Raw genomic sequence first — 16,429 nt, forward strand, 5'->3', positions numbered from 1 at the left:
ACTCATGTAAATAGTATTCCTGTTTCATTATTAGCAGTCTTCTTTTTTATGCTGATGCAAAGGAGGTGGAATTAACCAGCCTTTTTCTTTATTTAATCGAAGGAGCTTTCCTCCAAGCGCCGCCTTTTGCATATGGAATTGTCCAAACATCATGGCGATATCTTCTCTGATACAAAGAGCAATTGCCTGGCTGCATGCAACCAGTCCGCCTGCTATATCCCTTGTGAGTGATGCAGCAATTTCTGGATCCTGAAATCTTGCCCCGACTGGGATATCTTCAACACAGGCATTTGGGCGCTCAGGTGGAGTCGGAGGCAGGCCAACACCGTTCTCTTTCAACAGTTCTTCAACTTGTTTGATTTCTTGATTACCGTTTTGAATCAGCTCATCGAGGAATTTATTTAGATCCTCATCGCCAGCATGATTTTTCAGCGTTTGATAGCCAGCAACCATTCCTTTAGCAGCCATTAAGAAAGACCAAGTCCCGAATACCTCACCATAATGCATCGGTTCATCTTTAGGATTACCACTTAAGATACCCATTGTAAGCCTCCTGATAATATTCATTATTGTGCCACCTCTTTCAATTGCACAATAATAATATCTCCTTCGCCGTATGAACTATACAGTTAAACAGCCTGTGGGAAGAGGTAAATGCAGGATAACAAAAAAACCTGCTGCAAAGGCTCAACCACTTGCTAGCAGTCGGTTAGCAGATCATGAGAAAATTTTTAAACCGATTACACTGCCAATAATGCAGGTGATAAAAAACACCCTTTTAAGATCCTTTGTTTCATCAAAAAAGAGCATTCCCGCAATTACAGCTCCAGCAGATCCAATCCCTGTCCAAACAGAGTAGCCGGTGCTCACTGGTATGGAAACCAGTGCGAGTGAGAGCAGGTAAAAACTGATTCCGCCCGAAAGGTAAGCAAGAATGGTCGGGATGATTTTTTTATATCCATCAGAAAGTTTCATAAATGTAACAAGGAGGACCTCAAACAAACCCGCTGTAATTAAGTATAGCCAAGCCATCATTCTGCCTCCATATTACCAGGGCTGTTTTCCTGTGTATCATTTGAACTGAATTTAAGGCCGAGCACCCCAAAAATCAGTAAGCTGATAAATAGAATTTTCGCTGTGCTGACCTCTTCCCCAAGAAAAACCATCCCAATGATAGATGTCCCTCCCGCACCTATTCCGGTAAAAGCCGCATAAGCCGTACCGATGGGTATCATTTTCATTGATTTTGCAAAAAAGTAAAAACTGATTATAAGGAGAAGAATCGTGATGATGCTGGGGACCAACTTAGTAAAGCCATTTGAAAAAGATAATCCGATGGCCCAGCCAACTTCTAATATTCCTCCAACGATGAGATACATCCAAGCCATGGGCGTCATCCTTCCTAACCTTAATTTTGCCAATACCCTACCCATTATCCATATACATAAATAAATCGCAAATATTAAGATTAATTAAAAATAATCGTTTCCTCACTTGTTAATAAGAGTAAAATAAATTACTATTAAAAGTAAGGAGGATGCGAAATGAATAATAATATTAAATTGAATGTAGCCCTTTTACGCCGCAGGGTTCCGAATCTTACCTCAGCAGCCAAAGCTGTTGGATTAAGGCCTGCTACTGTTTCTAATTTATGTACAGGAAAAATCCCTGTTGGAAGGGCAGAAGTTAAGACAGTGGTGGCTCTTGCCTCATTAGCTAATTGCACGCTGGATGAGTTGCTAATCCGTGGCAGCAGACTTGAGATGGTTGAAACCGGTATAAAAGTAGTGGATTTATTCTGTCCGATTGTAAAAGGGGGGAAAGTCGGCTTTGTTGCACGGGCTCAAATGGGACAGCTGGTGTTATTGAATGAATTGATTGTCAGACTGCAGGAAAAGAATTTCAAAATGGTTTTTGTTGAAGCTGATTCAACCGTGCCTGATGTAGTGGAAGCCAAAGAGGCATGTGATCATATTTGTAAAAATACCGGCGAAGTATTTGAACTCCTTAAGAAATTTGAGGACAAAGAAAACGCGGTCATTATAGCAGATCGTGCCATCGTCAAATCAGGTGATTTGTTCAGCATGAATGAAAGGTTTGAACAGGAGGGTTTCCCAGAAATCACGACTTTCTTATATGATCCAAGCGGAGAAGCTGTGGATGCGGATGATCCCTATGGGCCGCTGGATACACTGATCCCCTTCGATTATGATCTTGCAACAAGGCAGATGTACCCGGCAATCCAGCCGGTGAAGGCAGCGTCGACTCTGCTTGAAGATGCATTACTGGATAACAATCATTTGTCCATTCAGCGCCGTGCCAAAAAGCTACTCAGGAGATATCGGGAAATTCGTGTATTGGTTAATAACATTGGGGAAGAAAGGATCCCCGAAACTGAAATTGAATTATATCACAGGGGACAACGGCTAGAAGCCTTTTTAACACAACCTTTCTATGTGGCTGAACCATTTACTAATAAGAAAGGTGAATATGTGACAGTCGAAACGACATTGAATGGAGTCCAAAAAATAATTGACGGCGGAGCAGATAGTCTATCACCCGATCAACTGAAGTATACAGGCAAGCTTTAACCCTTTAACGTGCTAAGAGGGACTGTCCCTCTTAGTGCAGTAACGTGATGCAGTGGTAAAGTATTTAAGGGAGTGAACGAGATGAAGAATGATCATGCTGAGAAAAATCAAAAGGCCAAGAATATAATGATGGGCGACCAGTCAACCAGCAGGTTTAACTGGTATTATGAGGATCATATTACTTCCATTGTCAGACGTGCAGAAAATGAAGGGCAGTTTGAGGGTATTAAAGGTAAAAAAATTCAGTTCGACAGTGATTTGAATTATAATCCGGAAAAGGCTCTTAATAAGGTTTTAAAGGATAATGGGGTATTGCCAAAATGGATGGAACTCAAGAAAGAGATAGAAAGTCTGAAGCAGGACCTTGAAATATTCAATGATGCAGCAAACATCAAAAGGACCGTTGATCAAATTAATAAGAAAGTAATGGACCATAACCTCTGTTGTCCAAGGACCTCCCAGCTTGGCGGCATCAACTTGCAGAATTATCTATCCAAAAGGGGGATCTCTTGAATACCGCTTTACCGCTTTACCGCAGTGGGGGACAGTCCCCTGTTACTTTAAAGTGGTAAAGGAATGCGGATGTTTATTCGATTTTCACATAGTTAAAGCCGCCAGTATAATACTTGGCGGCTGTTGTATTATAAATTATTGTAACCTTTTACATCGTTCAATGTTTCTCTTGTGTCTTGATCGGATTTCTTAATGATGGAGATGGAGCCGTCTGTTTCAAGTACGACGGCGGTAATTTCACTCATCGAACTGATTCCTTGTGAACGTGCGGCTTGCAGGATCTCTTTTTTCATCACTCTTTCCTTCTTCATTGCTTGAGTATGGTAGTCTCCGTCAATATAAAGGATCTTTGGTTCGGATTTAATAAGTTTATTTATGAATGAAACATGGACAGCCAGCTTTGCGATAACATATTGTAGGCCGATTAACATAAAAAAAGCTGTCGTTCCCTGAGCCCAGGTCACATTCTTATTGATAAGTACGGATGAAAGGGTGGAACCCATTGCAATGGTGATTACCATATCAAATGCATTCAGTTTGGATAAAGTTCTTTTACCGGAAATTCTGAGTAATATAATCAAGGACACATAAGCACATAACCCGATGATAATGGTCCTCTCAATTGTACTGATATTTGAGAAAAACATAGCACATCTCCTTTCTGAACCTATGTACATTGTATTTCCTCTCCACAGGGCAGTTAAACCAAAAAGACCCTCTTGAAGGACAAGAGAGTCTTTGTTTTCAGCTATTCGATTGTATTGTTGAAGAAGAGGCTTCACGTTGTTTCTTTTTCATTCGCTTTTTCATCGCTTTAACGAGGAACCCGCCTTTGAATCGACGAGGTTCATAAGAGATGATGAAGGCGCGGGGCTCATGTTCTTCAACAATTTCGAGAAGATCTTCTTCACGGTTTCGTTTTGTCAGGATTTCAAGTTGATACCGTTTGCTGTCGCGTCCCATTCCTTCAAACACGGTGACGCCAAATCCTTCATTTCGTAAAATCTCTATCAATTTTTCATTAATATCCATCAGATTCACAACAATGCTGGTATAGCCGATAGCCAGCTTGTTCTCCACTTTGCTTCCGATGAATAAACCAACTCCAAAACCCAATGCATATACAAGCATACTGGCAATACTTTGATCACCGGAAAAAACCAGCGCCAGACCGAATACATAAATCAATGCTTCCAGAAACCCGAAGGAAGATGCGGCAACACTCATGTTCTTTACCAGGAAGATGGTCCTAAGCGTTAAAATCGGCACATAAACCAGCTGCAAAGCAAAAATCAATAAAATATCTATCATGAAAAGTACCCCTTTGTGAAAATTTATAGTCAAAAAATACTTTCCAAATATAACACTGAAGTTGGTCACAAAGGAAGAGGTTTTTTTCTTTTTTTAAAAAAGATATTAGATGAAGAAAAGGGTGGATTAACTATGCAGAAAGAGGGGGAGGAGGAGAGCCGATAATTTTCAGTAATCGGCTCCATTAATTGTTTTGCTCTTCATTATCTTCATCACCCAGTCCTGGATCAACAACATCCACATCTTCTTCTTCAGGGCTCATCCTGCCTTCTTCCATGCAGCCTGCCAGAAGGAAGCTTGCACATAGAGGGACGACTAATGATTTCGCATTTAACTTTTTCAATGTGTGATACCTCCTGATTGTAGACTTGTTCCTTATTAGTAAATTCACTTTAAAGGGTATGATTAAACATCATCGGCTGCCATCCATTCCAAAACCTGGTGACTAAGCATATACATAGCTCTGTGGGATCAATTATTAAATAAGGAGTGTATGCTTTAATGCAATATAATCAGCGTCAAAATTATTTCTATCCATCCGGCGGATATGGCCAGGGGCCAGTTGGAAATACTGGTTTCCAGACGGGTTATGGACCGGGGTATAATCAAGGATATGGATATCCGGGTATTGGCGGGGGCTATGGGCCATTTCAGTCTCCTGGTTTTCCAGGATACGGAAGTCCGGGATATGGAAGTCATTCAGGTTACGGAGCAGGATATGGGGCTCCCGGATTCGGAGGGTACCAAGGTTACGGTCCCCCTTATGGAGGAGCTGGTTACGGCCAGGGCGGACTATCGCCATTGGGAGCTGGTTTGCTGGGGCTTGGGGCAGGTTATCTGGGGGCAGAACTTCTCGACACCGATTCAAAGCGAGGCTATTTATATTAAGAAAACGGCTGCGTTCCACGAGAAATGTGTGGGACGCAGCCGTTTATCATGCTGTGACATTCTTATACTTTTCAGCCAGTCTTTTGATGTATTGGCCATATTTGATTATCCATGATGATGTCAGAGCAAGAACTGAATTCATTATGGCAGTAGAGATGATCAGCCCGGTTAATTGGTTGGAAGCTGTGAATATGTATCCAGCCATAGAGCTTAACAGAATTAAAATCGTTAAAGGAAACTTCGGCATAAGAAAGGTTATAAGGCCGCTTATAAATAATGTTGCTGCTCCCAGCAGAAAGAACTGCAGGAATAAAGCTAATGGAAGTTCCATCTAATTCCTCCTTAAAGTATTTATAACTACACTACCCCATATACCAAAATAGTAATCAAAAATAACCATAAAAAAACTGGAGGATAGTCCTCCAGTCCGTTTGGGATTATTGGTTCTCCTGATTATCTTCTCTTACTTCATCCGGGTATCCAGCCTTGGTTGCAGCCTTGAATTCTTTTGCGTATAGTACCTCCTGAGTACTGGAAAGCCCATTATTCTTCTCGGTATTAATTCCTTTGTATGGAAGTCTTTTCTCATTTCTGCGTGCCATGTTGCATTCTCCTTTCAAAGTAATTAATATTTTAACCTTATTAATAAATACCCGTGAGAAAGAGGATTAAACACAAAAAAACCGCGCTGCAAAGGGGCCTTGACAGCGCGAGTCCACGTTATTCTTTTTCCAAAACAATCGGCAGCTGGTTTTCTGTTCTTTGGGGTCCGTAATTACTGCCTGCGTTTTGCTTAATATGCTTATTGCCCGGGTAAACGGATTTATGTTCATGGGATAGTTTTGCAACCTTACCTGCATCCGTATTGACCATATCCATCCTCCTTTTCAGCTGAACTGCTTATTGACACACATATTTGATTAACGCTGCAGATCGACATTTTTCCCTTCCACATCATCAATAGTGCCATCGATAGTGCCCTCAGTAAGACTGTCGCTTGCCTGTTCATGGGTCATTGCCAAGCCTTGGGACAATTCATCTTTTTTATTATAATCAGCAGGTTCATAGGTCCTGCCCGCAAGTTCTGCAGTTTTTGCTTGTGGTCTCTTTGCCATTTCATTCACCTCATTTTTAGTCTTCAACATAGGGGTCATGCTCATAAGCAGGTAAATCACCAAAAGAGGTCATGGTTCCTGCCTCATCAAGAGCAGCTTCATATTGTTCATGCTGTTTATTTGGATAAACTGTTACGTTTCTGCCTTCTATATCATTTCCTACAAAGTTTTCAAAGTCTTCTGTATAGCCTACATTTTCTTCATAGTCTACATAAACGTCGTTGTAATCATCTGGGGGATTCATCAGAGCAGAAGGTGATTCTGAAGTTCCCCATTCTGCAACTGCCTGCCAGGAGTCTTCTGCATCGAATGCTGTATCCTCATCCTTCTCATCCATAAAGAATTTACCGAATGGAGGCATCAGCACTCCCTCTTCTATAGGACGGTTATGGGAAACCGTCTGATCGGGACTGTGTTCTTTGCAGTATAAGGTGGTAGGGATGGCTTCAAGCCTTTCTACAGGTATATCCTGCCCGCAAGTAAGGCACTTCCCATAATTTCCTTTATCCATGGCAGTCAGGGCTTTTTGAATATTTTCCAATTCATAATCGAGATGCTGATGCAGCGCAATATCCTTTTCCCGTTCATAGAGAGCTGTTCCTTCATCACCTGGATGATTATCATAGCTCGATAATTCCCCGATGCTTTCATGGGGGTGCCCTTGATTTAAATCAAAATTGTCGTTTTCTTCCTGTCTTTTATTAATGTTCTTTTCAAGTTCAGTTAATGTTGAGCGGAAGGCAGACAGTTGTTGTTGTGTCAGTGTCATTTCATCATTCCTTCCAAGGAAATTTTCCTTATTAGTATGGAGCAGAACCGGAAATTAATGATTGTTAAATCATACCGGATTCCATAAGGGTGAAGGGAAAATGGAATGAGTATCGAAATATATACAGACCTGCCATATCTTCCTGTCATATTTGCCCGGTCAAAGAAATATCCATTATATGCTGAATATTTCTTTACGGGGAGAGTAGACATGAACAAGGTAATTTTTAAAATCTGCATTATCATCATCTTATCCTGCATCCTTGCATTTTTACTTTTAAATACGAAAACTGATGGAGACAATTTGGAAAAAGATAAAGTAACTTTAACGGAAAAATATTATGCACCCAGTCAATCTTCTATTGCAGTCGGAATCAAAACCAAAAAAGAAATTGCAGTAAAGAATACTGAAAAGAAAAAATGTGCATTGGAATTCAGTAACAAAAAGATCTTTGAAGTGGATTGTGATAAATATCTCGATTACAAGTTAGGAGATAAAGTCGTCATTAGGTATCGAGATGATAAGCTTGTAAAGTTAGGGAAAAAGTAAGGAGAGAATAAATGGTTATTCAATTAGATTCTATACCTTTTTTGGAAACGGAGAACTATTGTTTAAGTGAAATGAGGGAAGACCATGCGGAACAAATGTATGTATTCCTTGGGAACAGAGATACTATGAAGTTTCTCACACCACACCCTCCTGAGTCTGTTTGGGAAGTAACAGAGACCATCCAGCAATCCTTGAATCAATTCCATAAACAAAAAGAAATTCCATGGGTGATCAAAGAAAAGGGAACAAAGAATATCATTGGTATGTTCAGGCTGCACAAACTGAACTTTTGGCATAAAAAAACAGAGATGGGCGTAGTGATTTCAAAAGACTTCCAAAATAGAGGGGTAATGACCGAAATATTGCCTACAGTACTTTCTTTTTGTTTTTTGGAACTGGGGTTGAACAGGGTAGTGGGTGATATCTTTGCAGGAAACGACGGGTCACGAAAGCTGCTGCTCACTCATGGTTTTAAGCAGGAAGGGGTGTTGAGGCAAACTGATTTTGATGGAGAAGGGTATCATGATACCGTTGTTTTTTCTTTACTAAAAGAAGAGTACAATCTTAACTAGTCCATAATACTATTATGTAAACTAATTCACCACTCGTTCAGATCTTTGAACGAGTGGTGAATTTATTGTAGATCATTTGGCGGCTCAGTTATATGCCCCTGATTATTTACCTCATCAAATAAATTTTCTTGAGGTGAAGCCGTCGTTGCAGTATAAGCTGAAGGCTGCTGTCCAGGAGTTCCCTTGTAAGACGGGACTTGTACCGGCAAAGCGGCTAAGCGGTTATTGATCATTTGTGTAAGCATTTCCAGTTCTTGTCTCAGCTGGGTAATATCTTCTTTGATTGCAGGCTGCTTATTGGGCTTCAAGATGAATCCGAGCTGCCCATTCGGCTCAAGTGTTGCATACTGAACATCGGCAATATCACTTACTTGTGACTGCCTGAGCTTCATTTCCAGCTGGTCAACTGTCAACCGCATTTTCTTTAAAGCATTTTGCTGTAAAGTTCCATTATGGATAACGACCTTTGACTGGCCGGTAATAAACTTTTCCAAAGAGTCGTTCTTTATCTGGGTGAATTCCATGAATACCAAGGTAAGTACCAGTATTAAGCCAACTAGTAAGGTTGACCAGACGCCTTTACCGACTATCGGCTGGACGAGTAAGGAACCCAATCCAATCATGATCACCACTTGGGCAAGAGTCATCTGTGAGATGGATTTCCTTCCTGCCACTCTTAAAAGTAATGTACCGCCGATTACGATGATGACTGCTTTCCATAACAAATCGTAATCCAAACCCATTCACTTCCTTTAATTATCAAGGATTAATATAGCAATAAGTGTTCAAAGTTAAACAGCTTATCAGTACATAGGTTGTGGAATAGAGAGCAGAATATACTTTCACATATTTGCCTTATTCAGTCAATTTGCAGGTAAATCTTCTGTTCCGCGGTCCATCGAATTCACAAAAGTAAATCCCCTGCCAGGTCCCCAAAAGAAGCTTTCCTTTTGTTATGATAAGTGTCTGCGCATGTCCGACCGTGCTGGTCTTCAGGTGTGCGGCAGTATTTCCCTCTCTGTGCCTGTCTTTGGTATGATTCCAAGGGAAAACTTCATCCAGCCTCATTAAGAAATCCGTTTTTACATCAGGATCGGCATTTTCATTTACCGTTATTCCTGCAGTCGTATGCATAGACTGGACAATCATTACTCCTTCCTGTATTCCCAATTCATCAATCCACTCTTGGATATGATCGGTAATGTCGATCATTTCGTCTCTTTTTGACGTTGTTACTTCAAATTGCTTCAGCATCAAATCATCCTTTCTTTCTCTCTTTATTCTATAACTGGATTATAACGTATATAAACCTATCTTCCCTAAATTGCAAAAGCTCCATCTTTACATATTTAGTGAAAAAAGCAGGATAAAGAGTGCCGGTCAAGAAATAGATATAGAAGCTTTATTACCAACAGGGGGTAGAGATGAAATATAATAGGGATATCTTTTAGGTTTTTATCGGGGTGCTTTTAATCAGCGGGGGAATATTCAAAAATAAAGAAACATACATAATGCAATTGATATGAACTGAAATGCAATGTTGCAGATTTTTTCAGCGTTCTTCAATGTTGCTATTTTGTCAAGAAAGGGTAATGGTAAAGACAGAGGTGAAAAAATGGAAATAGAACATATAAAAAGAAAATTTCATAACCGGACACCCAGAGTATTAGGAAGCAATGAGTTTTATCGGTTTTCTGTATTATTACCGCTTGTAGAAATTGATGATGAGATTCATATTCTTTTTGAAGTCCGCTCTGAGAAACTTAGAAGGCAGCCGGGGGATATCTGTTTTCCTGGAGGGAAGGTTGACAAAGAGGATAAAACAGAACAACATACAGCCATCAGGGAAACGTGTGAAGAGTTGGGGATAAAGGAGGAGCATTTGTCTGATATCTATCCAATGGACTATATTGTTTCATCGTTTGGAACCTTTATCTTTCCATATCTTGCAGTTTTGGAAAAGAAGGCTGACATTAAACCAAATCCTGCTGAAGTGGCGGAAACATTCACTGTACCCCTGTCATTTTTTATGAATAATGAACCTAATGTATATAAAGTGGGTTTTACGATTGAGCCAGAAGAGGATTTCCCGATTGATTTAATTGCAGGAGGAGAAAATTATAATTGGCAGACAAGGAAATTGGATGAATATTTTTATTTCTATGAAGACAGAGTCATCTGGGGACTGACTGCAAAGATATTAAAACATTTCACGGATGAAATCTCGGATATGAACTAATCGGAAGAAAGAGACATATATTTTAGAATGAAAAATCTGGAGGTGAAAGGATGTTTATCGAAAGTGTCAGAAATGTGCTGGGAAAACTTGCCCTCATGGATGATGACGACCCACGAATGGAGGATACCCTTCAAAGGCTGCTGGATCTACTGCTTCAGGATGAAGAGAAAACAATTCAATTCATGGAGCAGGCAAGCAGGAAAGAACTTCTCTTAATCAGCGAGCTGTTCCCTGAAGTGGTGTATGCATTTGGCAGTCAATATTTTCTTGAATATATCTACAGTCTTGATAAGAAGCACCCGGAGCTTGATTTGCTGCGGCATATTGAAACAGATCCCAAGTATATCAATTGATGTGCTGAAAATATCTATCGCTGGGGGGAAATTATGAAACAAATTATCGCGCTGGGAGGGGGCGGGTTTTCTATGGAACCCGAAAACGACCTTCTGGATACATATATTTTGAAGCAGGCACGTACAGCCGATCCGAAGGTTTGTTTTCTTGCTACGGCAAGCGGAGATTCAGAGGGATATATCGATCGTTTCTATCAATTCTTTAGAAAACAGAAATGCACCCCCTCACACTTATCACTGTTTAAGCCTCATACAAGGGACATTGAAAGCTTTTTATTAAATCAGGATATCATTTATGTGGGGGGCGGAAATACAAAAAACTTACTGATCTTGTGGAAAGAGTGGGGAGTTGATCAGATTCTCCATAAAGCAATGTCTGAGGGGGTTCTGCTTTGCGGATTAAGCGCCGGCTCCATCTGCTGGTTCGAAGAAGGGGTCACTGATTCTTATGGTGATGGTCTGGAACCTTTAAAAGCTTTAGGATTTTTAAAGGGAAGTCACTGTCCTCACTACGATGGGGAATTAGAAAGGCGACCTTCCTATACGGGATTCATAGCAGAATCAAAGTTGAAGGCAGGATATGCTGTCGATGATGGGGCTGGATTGCATTTTATTGATGGTAATCTTGAAAAGATTGTGAGTTCGAGGCCTCATGCAAGTGCCTTTTATGTTGAAACACTGGATGGAAAGGCAGTAGAAAGGAAACTGAAGACGACCTATCTTGGGGGAGAAATTACAGGAAGCTGAAAAAACAGCTTCCTTTTTATCTTGTTTAGAAGTGCCAGGACTTGCAGTTATACAACCGCTTATTAAAGATTTGTATGCGAATTATCATAAAGAGATTTCCACATCGCCGTCTTCTGAAATGACGACGGTGGTGTAACTATAGAATGTACTCATGGAGTCTATTGTACTGTCCTCTTCTGAAAGGGCATTCATGTACCGGTTATAACTGTTTACATCTTTTACAATATGGTAAAAATAAGCAGGCACATCGTCTATCATATCCTTTCCTTTGAAAACAAACTGTCCCTGGAACTTGTCTCCAAACCATTCACTTGCTTCCTGATGGCTTCTGAATTCAGGCATTTCTTTTGCGAGTTGCTCTATGTTTATATCCATGAAGTGACCTCCAGTAACTTAATTATGTTGTAAGATAAAGGTTCCTCATCCTGGTCGTTTCCATTCATTATTATTATCCCGGATGATCTTGGCAAGCAGCATATTGTAATACTGCGTTTCTTTCGTCAGTAATATCTGTATTTTCGTCCAGCCGCCGATGATTATCCTGTTGTCAGCAGTGGTACGCATGTAGATATAGTGCATTGTGCACCAGAACTTCCGCCTCCGATAATCAAGACATCGCATGTAATATCCTCATCGAGTATTGGATAGGATGGAGCATCCAAAAAGGTTGTCGGCCAATATAGTTTTCCCGGTTGCAGATTCATCTTTAACACATCCTAATGCCAAAAGGTTTTTTTTATTTTTCACAATAGAATTGGTTTCATGCACTGGAGAGGAGTTGTTTCAAAAAGATGAAGGAATATTATTCGTTCAATATTTTGCCCAAAGAATTTTATGAGTTGCCGACACTTCAATTGGCAAAGGAACTTTTGGGATGTTTGCTTGTCAAAGAAACAAGTGAAGGAATGACATCGGGATTCATTGTAGAAACAGAAGCATATATGGGCCCGGAAGACCGCGCTGCACACAGTTATAATAATAGAAGGACGAATCGGACGGAAATTATGTATGCTGAAGCTGGGAGGGTCTATACGTATGTCATGCATACACATTGCCTGGTCAATGTAGTAAGCGGGCCGCCAGGAAAACCGGAAGCCATTTTGATTAGGGCCGTTGAACCAAAAGATGGGACGGAACTGATGATGGACAGAAGGCCCAAGCAGGGGAAAGAACTCACGAATGGTCCCGGTAAATTGACGAAGGCTATGGGAATCAATAAGGAAGACTATGGAGGCTGCTTTTTCGAACCTCCGCTTTTCATCGCAGAAGGTAAGCAGCCGAAGGAAATTGTAACCGGGACGCGTATTGGAATAGGAAACTCCGGTGAAGCGCGAGACTATCCTTATCGATTTTGGATAAAAGGCAATGGATTTGTTTCGAGGTGAAAAGTTCTCAAAAAACCGCCAAAATGCTCTACGATTTGTGGGGGTTTGAGGAAAAAGGAATCAGGGAAATAACATATTGAATGTAATTTTAAAGGAGGAATCATAATGAGCAAAGAACAAGAAGAAAAAGACAACCTCTCTTTAGAACAAGAAGAAAAAAAGGAACATAATCAGGAAATCGATCCACAGAAAGATCCGGAGAAACCAAAACATCCGGAAGATTAATGAACAATGAAAGAATTCAATCAAAGATCACAAAGGATGGGGCCGCTCCAGGTTCTATCCTTTTTTATGGAATTAAATTGTCCAGTTTCGATGGCTGAAATGATACAATTAATAGCAAAATCACTATATTTGACCAATATAGATGTTCAGGGAAGTTGGTGAGCTTCACTTTGAGAAAATTCTTACTGCTGATGGGGCCAACCATTATGATTTTTATTGGGTTGACACTATTTGAAAATGTTCCCCTGACCTTTGGGTTATTCTATGGCTGGCTGCTGCTTGTGCCTTTATTTTTAAGGTTGGTCAATAAAAATCCATCTAAATGGAAAATAAGCATTACTAAACGTTCAATCATATGGGGGGCATCAAGCGGACTCGTTTTCATGGCAATCATTTTTTCATTGGTTTCCTATCTGTTTTCGTTTTTGTTTGATCTGGAAGTTATTCGCTCCTTATTAGAGAAATGGAACTTCGATGGAGGGATGCTTTGGCTGTTGATTGCCGTTCTCATTTTTTTGAATCCTTATCTGGAAGAGAATTATTGGAGAAATTTCATGTATGAAGAATTAAAATTATCAATGTCTCCAGGCAAATCAATTTTTACAGCGTCCTTATTTTACAGCTTATATCATATACTTTCCTTGATTGAGTTGTTTAATTGGCCCTTCAATGTAGTAGCTGTGATTCCGGTCTTTTTGGCCGGCCTTATCTGGGGGGCTTTTAGACATAAGACAGGATCGCTGGCTGGACCGGTAATCAGCCATGTGTTAGCAGACGCGGGGATCATGATGGTTTATCTCGTTTACATTCATGTATGGTGAACAAAAAAACAAGCTTGGGTTCAAGCTTGTTTTTTAATGTTCACAAATTTGAATTCTGCGGGATACTAGAAGTGAAGGAAACCCCATTGGTCGTAATCTGGAATGGTCCAGTATTCCCGGAACCGGATCCCGTCATGCTCTTAGTACTGGAAACCGGTGACTGGTTGAAGGGTGCCCCGAAAGTCACTTCTCCGCCGCTGATTTGATGGATAAATACGTTCTTTATATAGCAAGACATCTCATTCTTCTCCTTCTGAGGAATCTACCATAGGAAGGCAGCCAGGGCAATTCCAGTAATGGCGCCGAGGGCAATTCCATACCCAACGCCCCAACCCCAACCCCAGCCCAAGTAGCCATAGCCCCTGCCAGGTCTTACAGGTCGGATGAATACTTTATCTCTTGTCACCCTGGTGATCTCGCCAACATGTGTTCTGCCAAATCGGTCATTGATTCGTACCATTTTTCCGTGATAACGGCAGCATAAATGATAGTAATTCAAGTTAGAACTCTCCTTTCAAAATGATTTGGTATACTGTTAACTTATTATTTTCATGGACATGTTGCTTGTACATTCACCTATTTCATCTATGTTTCATTAGATAATTAGTAAATTAGTTTAATGACAGACAATTCTCCACCCAATATTAGAGAATTTGCGGCGGGCGAAAGGGGATAGAAGAGTGGGCAGTTATATGGATTTTTTAGCATTGTATGGAGTAGGGGGGGCACATCCAGGCGGTATATTATTGACGAAGGAACTGATGTATAGAGAGGAAATAACGGAAGATATGGCGATTTTGGATATTGGCTGCGGGACTGCTCAAACAGCTGTTTTCTTGAAAGAGATGTTTGAATGCAGGGTTGCAGGTTTGGAAATTCATCCGATAATGATCCAAAAAGCAAAGAAACGGGTTCTTGCTGCAGGAGCGGATATTGAACTAATCAAAGGCAGCGCTGAAAGGATGCCTTTTAGGGACGGTGAATTTGACCTGATTACCAGTGAATCCGTATTAGCCTTTGTTGACCGAAAGAAAGTTCTTTCAGAAGTAATGAGAACTCTGAAACCTGGAGGGCTTTTGCTTGCAGTAGAGATGACGGCGGAAATTGAACTGGAAGATGATGATAGGAATGATTTGAGCGGATTTTATGGTGTCAGGGATATACTTAATGAAGATGAGTGGCGTAGATGCGCAGTGGAATCAGGATTTAAAACAGTTGAGATTGAGAAACCTGACTTTCCGCTTTTATCTCCGGAACCAGTCATTGAATTCGATCTTTCGGAGGAAATACCTGAGGAAATCCATGAAATGCTCGACCGCCATGAAGAATACCTGAAGAAATATAAGGACCTGTTAGGGGTGAGAATCATCAAATGCCAGAAGTGAAAGCCCAAGAAACCTTGGGCTTCTCAAGTGTCACTTTACCACTTTAAAGTAACAGGGGACTGTCCCCCGGCGCTTTAGAGTGTTAAAGTGTTTATGCTTTTACACGGGGAGCTGTCGGGTCACAGTCAGGGAGCCGGGTTCCGGCTGATTCATATAATTTAATAAGGTAGTAACATTCTTCACGGGCCATATGGTCGGCCATCAACGCTGAAAATGTACCAAGAAGCTTATCATTCATTTCCCACTCTTCCAATTCGGCAAGGAAGCTTTTAAATATTTTCATCTCCAGCTCCACATCTTCATTGAACTTAGACAAGGCCGGAAACTCCAATAATCCAGTCCTCAGATATCCTGCCATTTCGATAGCCTTTAAATAAAATGCCTCAAAATCTTTTTGGAAAGCGGAACCTTTTTGTCTTAACTTTTTCTCACTCAAATCCAATTCATCATTGATGGCTCCTGCATGACCTGCTGCATCCGCAAGCCATAGAAGATGATGATGAACGGGGTGAAACTCCGGGACCCCTTCATTCTTTAAAAGGTGATCCAGTATTTTCAAATATTCCTCTAATTCGTTAACCATATGATTGATAAACGTTTCACCAAGCCCAAGGACAACTCTTCCTGTCAGTTTTTTTCTAATAAGTGAGAGCTTGAAAGTCCTAAGCTTTTCCGCTTGTTTGGCCGCCATCCCAGTCAAGTCTTCAAGCTTTTGCCCTGTGAGAGGCTGTCTGGCCATCTCCAAGAGCTGATCCATGACATTTATGAATTGTTCGGCTTTTTCAACCTCCTCTTTTTCAACAGGGGAAAGGGAATCCCTAATAAATCTGGCATGATCCCCAAGTATCTGTAGCCAGAAGCGATGCTCGTAAAGGGCCTTATCTTCATAATCATTTCTCATTTTGAATGACACTCCTTTATGTTTTCTTCACCTCTTGTTCAATTCTGTAAGGACTTTGCGGCGGG

General features: G+C 40.8%; 29 protein-coding genes and 1 pseudogene. 12 read left to right on the forward strand and 18 right to left on the reverse strand.

The window, feature by feature from the left end:
* Nucleotides 1-30: 30 nt before the first annotated feature.
* The 3 genes from ACOJQI_RS09185 to ACOJQI_RS09195 form a co-directional block, all read right to left on the reverse strand.
* Nucleotides 31-543, reverse strand: coding sequence for a DUF3231 family protein (locus ACOJQI_RS09185; RefSeq protein ID WP_421384926.1), 513 nt, complete (start codon nucleotides 541-543; stop codon nucleotides 31-33).
* Nucleotides 544-717: 174 nt separating this feature from the next.
* Nucleotides 718-1,032, reverse strand: a complete 315-nt coding sequence (locus ACOJQI_RS09190; RefSeq protein WP_421385435.1) for a DMT family transporter — start codon at nucleotides 1,030-1,032, stop codon at nucleotides 718-720.
* Nucleotides 1,032-1,388: a DMT family transporter gene (locus tag ACOJQI_RS09195; RefSeq protein WP_421384927.1), complete on the reverse strand. Its 357-nt coding sequence runs from the start codon at nucleotides 1,386-1,388 to the stop codon at nucleotides 1,032-1,034. Before ACOJQI_RS09195 ends, ACOJQI_RS09190 begins: the two co-directional genes overlap by 1 nt.
* A 156-nt stretch (nucleotides 1,389-1,544) precedes the next feature.
* Here ACOJQI_RS09195 and ACOJQI_RS09200 point away from each other — a divergent pair, with 156 nt between their 5' ends.
* On the forward strand, nucleotides 1,545-2,591 hold the full coding sequence (locus ACOJQI_RS09200; protein WP_421384928.1) for a hypothetical protein: 1,047 nt from the start codon (nucleotides 1,545-1,547) through the stop codon (nucleotides 2,589-2,591).
* Nucleotides 2,592-2,672: 81 nt separating this feature from the next.
* Nucleotides 2,673-3,104, forward strand: coding sequence for a DUF1992 domain-containing protein (locus ACOJQI_RS09205; RefSeq protein WP_421384929.1), 432 nt, complete (start codon nucleotides 2,673-2,675; stop codon nucleotides 3,102-3,104).
* A gap of 128 nt (nucleotides 3,105-3,232) precedes the next feature.
* Here ACOJQI_RS09205 and ACOJQI_RS09210 read toward each other — a convergent pair whose 3' ends face one another.
* The 3 genes from ACOJQI_RS09210 to ACOJQI_RS09220 form a co-directional block, all read right to left on the reverse strand.
* Complete coding sequence (locus tag ACOJQI_RS09210) at nucleotides 3,233-3,751, reverse strand: DUF421 domain-containing protein (protein ID WP_421384930.1); 519 nt, start codon at nucleotides 3,749-3,751, stop codon at nucleotides 3,233-3,235.
* Between the two features lie 97 nt (nucleotides 3,752-3,848).
* Nucleotides 3,849-4,415 carry a DUF2179 domain-containing protein gene (locus tag ACOJQI_RS09215; RefSeq protein ID WP_421384931.1) on the reverse strand — a complete coding sequence of 189 codons (567 nt, stop codon included), beginning with the start codon at nucleotides 4,413-4,415 and terminating at the stop codon, nucleotides 3,849-3,851.
* Nucleotides 4,416-4,599: 184 nt separating this feature from the next.
* Nucleotides 4,600-4,758: a hypothetical protein gene (locus ACOJQI_RS09220; RefSeq protein WP_421384932.1), complete on the reverse strand. Its 159-nt coding sequence runs from the start codon at nucleotides 4,756-4,758 to the stop codon at nucleotides 4,600-4,602.
* Between the two features lie 158 nt (nucleotides 4,759-4,916).
* Between ACOJQI_RS09220 and ACOJQI_RS09225 the strand changes: the two genes are divergently transcribed.
* Entirely contained in the window at nucleotides 4,917-5,303 is a 387-nt protein-coding gene (locus tag ACOJQI_RS09225; protein WP_421384933.1) for a hypothetical protein, read from the forward strand.
* Nucleotides 5,304-5,349: 46 nt separating this feature from the next.
* On the opposite strand, the gene ACOJQI_RS09230 is transcribed toward ACOJQI_RS09225, so the two are convergent.
* The 5 genes from ACOJQI_RS09230 to ACOJQI_RS09250 form a co-directional block, all read right to left on the reverse strand.
* Nucleotides 5,350-5,634: a hypothetical protein gene (locus tag ACOJQI_RS09230; protein ID WP_421384934.1), complete on the reverse strand. Its 285-nt coding sequence runs from the start codon at nucleotides 5,632-5,634 to the stop codon at nucleotides 5,350-5,352.
* 106 nt (nucleotides 5,635-5,740) lie between these two features.
* Nucleotides 5,741-5,905: a YfhE family protein gene (locus tag ACOJQI_RS09235; protein ID WP_421384935.1), complete on the reverse strand. Its 165-nt coding sequence runs from the start codon at nucleotides 5,903-5,905 to the stop codon at nucleotides 5,741-5,743.
* 118 nt (nucleotides 5,906-6,023) lie between these two features.
* A complete protein-coding gene (locus ACOJQI_RS09240; protein WP_421384936.1) occupies nucleotides 6,024-6,176 on the reverse strand; it encodes a hypothetical protein in 153 nt (50 codons plus the stop codon).
* Nucleotides 6,177-6,223: 47 nt separating this feature from the next.
* Entirely contained in the window at nucleotides 6,224-6,418 is a 195-nt protein-coding gene (locus ACOJQI_RS09245; protein WP_421384937.1) for a YozQ family protein, read from the reverse strand.
* 16 nt (nucleotides 6,419-6,434) lie between these two features.
* Complete coding sequence (locus ACOJQI_RS09250; protein ID WP_421384938.1) at nucleotides 6,435-7,187, reverse strand: TraR/DksA C4-type zinc finger protein; 753 nt, start codon at nucleotides 7,185-7,187, stop codon at nucleotides 6,435-6,437.
* A 105-nt stretch (nucleotides 7,188-7,292) separates the two neighbouring features.
* Here ACOJQI_RS09250 and ACOJQI_RS09255 point away from each other — a divergent pair, with 105 nt between their 5' ends.
* Together ACOJQI_RS09255 and ACOJQI_RS09260 are read left to right on the forward strand one after the other, a co-directional pair.
* Nucleotides 7,293-7,736, forward strand: coding sequence for a hypothetical protein (locus ACOJQI_RS09255; protein WP_421384939.1), 444 nt, complete (start codon nucleotides 7,293-7,295; stop codon nucleotides 7,734-7,736).
* An 11-nt stretch (nucleotides 7,737-7,747) separates the two neighbouring features.
* Entirely contained in the window at nucleotides 7,748-8,308 is a 561-nt protein-coding gene (locus ACOJQI_RS09260) for a GNAT family N-acetyltransferase (RefSeq protein ID WP_421384940.1), read from the forward strand.
* A gap of 62 nt (nucleotides 8,309-8,370) precedes the next feature.
* Here ACOJQI_RS09260 and ACOJQI_RS09265 read toward each other — a convergent pair whose 3' ends face one another.
* A complete protein-coding gene (locus ACOJQI_RS09265; protein ID WP_421384941.1) occupies nucleotides 8,371-9,045 on the reverse strand; it encodes a DUF421 domain-containing protein in 675 nt (224 codons plus the stop codon).
* Between the two features lie 118 nt (nucleotides 9,046-9,163).
* Nucleotides 9,164-9,562: a secondary thiamine-phosphate synthase enzyme YjbQ gene (locus ACOJQI_RS09270; protein WP_421384942.1), complete on the reverse strand. Its 399-nt coding sequence runs from the start codon at nucleotides 9,560-9,562 to the stop codon at nucleotides 9,164-9,166.
* Nucleotides 9,563-9,923: 361 nt separating this feature from the next.
* Here ACOJQI_RS09270 and ACOJQI_RS09275 point away from each other — a divergent pair, with 361 nt between their 5' ends.
* Genes ACOJQI_RS09275 through ACOJQI_RS09285 form a run of 3 tightly spaced genes read left to right on the forward strand, consistent with a single transcriptional unit; the run spans nucleotide 9,924 to nucleotide 11,647 of the window.
* Nucleotides 9,924-10,547, forward strand: a complete 624-nt coding sequence (locus ACOJQI_RS09275; RefSeq protein WP_421384943.1) for an NUDIX hydrolase — start codon at nucleotides 9,924-9,926, stop codon at nucleotides 10,545-10,547.
* Nucleotides 10,548-10,597: 50 nt separating this feature from the next.
* Entirely contained in the window at nucleotides 10,598-10,900 is a 303-nt protein-coding gene (locus tag ACOJQI_RS09280) for a hypothetical protein (RefSeq protein WP_421384944.1), read from the forward strand.
* A gap of 33 nt (nucleotides 10,901-10,933) precedes the next feature.
* Nucleotides 10,934-11,647 (forward strand): Type 1 glutamine amidotransferase-like domain-containing protein, encoded by a 714-nt coding sequence (locus tag ACOJQI_RS09285; RefSeq protein WP_421384945.1) that lies wholly within the window; start codon nucleotides 10,934-10,936, stop codon nucleotides 11,645-11,647.
* Between the two features lie 84 nt (nucleotides 11,648-11,731).
* Here the strand turns inward: ACOJQI_RS09285 and ACOJQI_RS09290 are convergent, their stop codons facing one another.
* Entirely contained in the window at nucleotides 11,732-12,022 is a 291-nt protein-coding gene (locus ACOJQI_RS09290) for a hypothetical protein (protein WP_421384946.1), read from the reverse strand.
* A 203-nt stretch (nucleotides 12,023-12,225) separates the two neighbouring features.
* Nucleotides 12,226-12,351 (reverse strand): annotated as a pseudogene (locus ACOJQI_RS09295) (FAD-binding oxidoreductase); the annotation flags it as partial.
* An 87-nt stretch (nucleotides 12,352-12,438) separates the two neighbouring features.
* Between ACOJQI_RS09295 and ACOJQI_RS09300 the strand changes: the two are divergent.
* From ACOJQI_RS09300 to ACOJQI_RS09310, 3 genes are all read left to right on the forward strand, one after another.
* Entirely contained in the window at nucleotides 12,439-13,032 is a 594-nt protein-coding gene (locus ACOJQI_RS09300; RefSeq protein WP_421384947.1) for a DNA-3-methyladenine glycosylase, read from the forward strand.
* Nucleotides 13,033-13,137: 105 nt separating this feature from the next.
* Nucleotides 13,138-13,257, forward strand: coding sequence for a 3-methyladenine DNA glycosylase (locus ACOJQI_RS09305; protein ID WP_421384948.1), 120 nt, complete (start codon nucleotides 13,138-13,140; stop codon nucleotides 13,255-13,257).
* Between the two features lie 170 nt (nucleotides 13,258-13,427).
* Nucleotides 13,428-14,078, forward strand: coding sequence for a CPBP family intramembrane glutamic endopeptidase (locus ACOJQI_RS09310; RefSeq protein ID WP_421384949.1), 651 nt, complete (start codon nucleotides 13,428-13,430; stop codon nucleotides 14,076-14,078).
* Between the two features lie 40 nt (nucleotides 14,079-14,118).
* Here ACOJQI_RS09310 and ACOJQI_RS09315 read toward each other — a convergent pair whose 3' ends face one another.
* Both ACOJQI_RS09315 and ACOJQI_RS09320 read right to left on the reverse strand, forming a co-directional pair.
* Entirely contained in the window at nucleotides 14,119-14,316 is a 198-nt protein-coding gene (locus tag ACOJQI_RS09315; RefSeq protein ID WP_421384950.1) for a spore germination protein, read from the reverse strand.
* Nucleotides 14,317-14,340: 24 nt separating this feature from the next.
* Complete coding sequence (locus ACOJQI_RS09320) at nucleotides 14,341-14,538, reverse strand: hypothetical protein (protein WP_421385436.1); 198 nt, start codon at nucleotides 14,536-14,538, stop codon at nucleotides 14,341-14,343.
* 220 nt (nucleotides 14,539-14,758) lie between these two features.
* Here ACOJQI_RS09320 and ACOJQI_RS09325 point away from each other — a divergent pair, with 220 nt between their 5' ends.
* A complete protein-coding gene (locus ACOJQI_RS09325) occupies nucleotides 14,759-15,463 on the forward strand; it encodes a class I SAM-dependent methyltransferase (RefSeq protein WP_421384951.1) in 705 nt (234 codons plus the stop codon).
* A 91-nt stretch (nucleotides 15,464-15,554) separates the two neighbouring features.
* On the opposite strand, the gene ACOJQI_RS09330 is transcribed toward ACOJQI_RS09325, so the two are convergent.
* Nucleotides 15,555-16,364, reverse strand: a complete 810-nt coding sequence (locus tag ACOJQI_RS09330) for a DUF2935 domain-containing protein (protein ID WP_421384952.1) — start codon at nucleotides 16,362-16,364, stop codon at nucleotides 15,555-15,557.
* Nucleotides 16,365-16,429 lie beyond the last annotated feature (65 nt).

Origin of the sequence: Bacillus salacetis (genome assembly GCF_049177075.1) — a bacterium.
GTDB lineage: Bacteria > Bacillota > Bacilli > Bacillales > Bacillaceae_B > Rossellomorea > Rossellomorea salacetis_A.

Excerpts from the sequence above, each read along its gene's own strand:
- ACOJQI_RS09185 (WP_421384926.1), bottom strand. The coding sequence starts at position 543 with ATGGGTATCTTAAGTGGTAATCCTAAAGATGAACCGATGCATTATGGT.
- ACOJQI_RS09190 (WP_421385435.1), bottom strand. The coding sequence starts at position 1,032 with ATGGCTTGGCTATACTTAATTACAGCGGGTTTGTTTGAGGTCCTCCTT.
- ACOJQI_RS09195 (WP_421384927.1), bottom strand. The coding sequence starts at position 1,388 with ATGGCTTGGATGTATCTCATCGTTGGAGGAATATTAGAAGTTGGCTGG.
- ACOJQI_RS09200 (WP_421384928.1), top strand. The coding sequence starts at position 1,545 with ATGAATAATAATATTAAATTGAATGTAGCCCTTTTACGCCGCAGGGTT.
- ACOJQI_RS09205 (WP_421384929.1), top strand. The coding sequence starts at position 2,673 with ATGAAGAATGATCATGCTGAGAAAAATCAAAAGGCCAAGAATATAATG.
- ACOJQI_RS09210 (WP_421384930.1), bottom strand. The coding sequence starts at position 3,751 with ATGTTTTTCTCAAATATCAGTACAATTGAGAGGACCATTATCATCGGG.
- ACOJQI_RS09215 (WP_421384931.1), bottom strand. The coding sequence starts at position 4,415 with ATGATAGATATTTTATTGATTTTTGCTTTGCAGCTGGTTTATGTGCCG.
- ACOJQI_RS09225 (WP_421384933.1), top strand. The coding sequence starts at position 4,917 with ATGCAATATAATCAGCGTCAAAATTATTTCTATCCATCCGGCGGATAT.
- ACOJQI_RS09230 (WP_421384934.1), bottom strand. The coding sequence starts at position 5,634 with ATGGAACTTCCATTAGCTTTATTCCTGCAGTTCTTTCTGCTGGGAGCA.
- ACOJQI_RS09235 (WP_421384935.1), bottom strand. The coding sequence starts at position 5,905 with ATGGCACGCAGAAATGAGAAAAGACTTCCATACAAAGGAATTAATACC.
- ACOJQI_RS09240 (WP_421384936.1), bottom strand. The coding sequence starts at position 6,176 with ATGGTCAATACGGATGCAGGTAAGGTTGCAAAACTATCCCATGAACAT.
- ACOJQI_RS09245 (WP_421384937.1), bottom strand. The coding sequence starts at position 6,418 with ATGGCAAAGAGACCACAAGCAAAAACTGCAGAACTTGCGGGCAGGACC.
- ACOJQI_RS09250 (WP_421384938.1), bottom strand. The coding sequence starts at position 7,187 with ATGACACTGACACAACAACAACTGTCTGCCTTCCGCTCAACATTAACT.
- ACOJQI_RS09255 (WP_421384939.1), top strand. The coding sequence starts at position 7,293 with ATGAGTATCGAAATATATACAGACCTGCCATATCTTCCTGTCATATTT.
- ACOJQI_RS09260 (WP_421384940.1), top strand. The coding sequence starts at position 7,748 with ATGGTTATTCAATTAGATTCTATACCTTTTTTGGAAACGGAGAACTAT.
- ACOJQI_RS09270 (WP_421384942.1), bottom strand. The coding sequence starts at position 9,562 with ATGCTGAAGCAATTTGAAGTAACAACGTCAAAAAGAGACGAAATGATC.
- ACOJQI_RS09275 (WP_421384943.1), top strand. The coding sequence starts at position 9,924 with ATGGAAATAGAACATATAAAAAGAAAATTTCATAACCGGACACCCAGA.
- ACOJQI_RS09280 (WP_421384944.1), top strand. The coding sequence starts at position 10,598 with ATGTTTATCGAAAGTGTCAGAAATGTGCTGGGAAAACTTGCCCTCATG.
- ACOJQI_RS09285 (WP_421384945.1), top strand. The coding sequence starts at position 10,934 with ATGAAACAAATTATCGCGCTGGGAGGGGGCGGGTTTTCTATGGAACCC.
- ACOJQI_RS09290 (WP_421384946.1), bottom strand. The coding sequence starts at position 12,022 with ATGGATATAAACATAGAGCAACTCGCAAAAGAAATGCCTGAATTCAGA.
- ACOJQI_RS09300 (WP_421384947.1), top strand. The coding sequence starts at position 12,439 with ATGAAGGAATATTATTCGTTCAATATTTTGCCCAAAGAATTTTATGAG.
- ACOJQI_RS09305 (WP_421384948.1), top strand. The coding sequence starts at position 13,138 with ATGAGCAAAGAACAAGAAGAAAAAGACAACCTCTCTTTAGAACAAGAA.
- ACOJQI_RS09315 (WP_421384950.1), bottom strand. The coding sequence starts at position 14,316 with ATGTCTTGCTATATAAAGAACGTATTTATCCATCAAATCAGCGGCGGA.
- ACOJQI_RS09320 (WP_421385436.1), bottom strand. The coding sequence starts at position 14,538 with ATGGTACGAATCAATGACCGATTTGGCAGAACACATGTTGGCGAGATC.
- ACOJQI_RS09330 (WP_421384952.1), bottom strand. The coding sequence starts at position 16,364 with ATGAGAAATGATTATGAAGATAAGGCCCTTTACGAGCATCGCTTCTGG.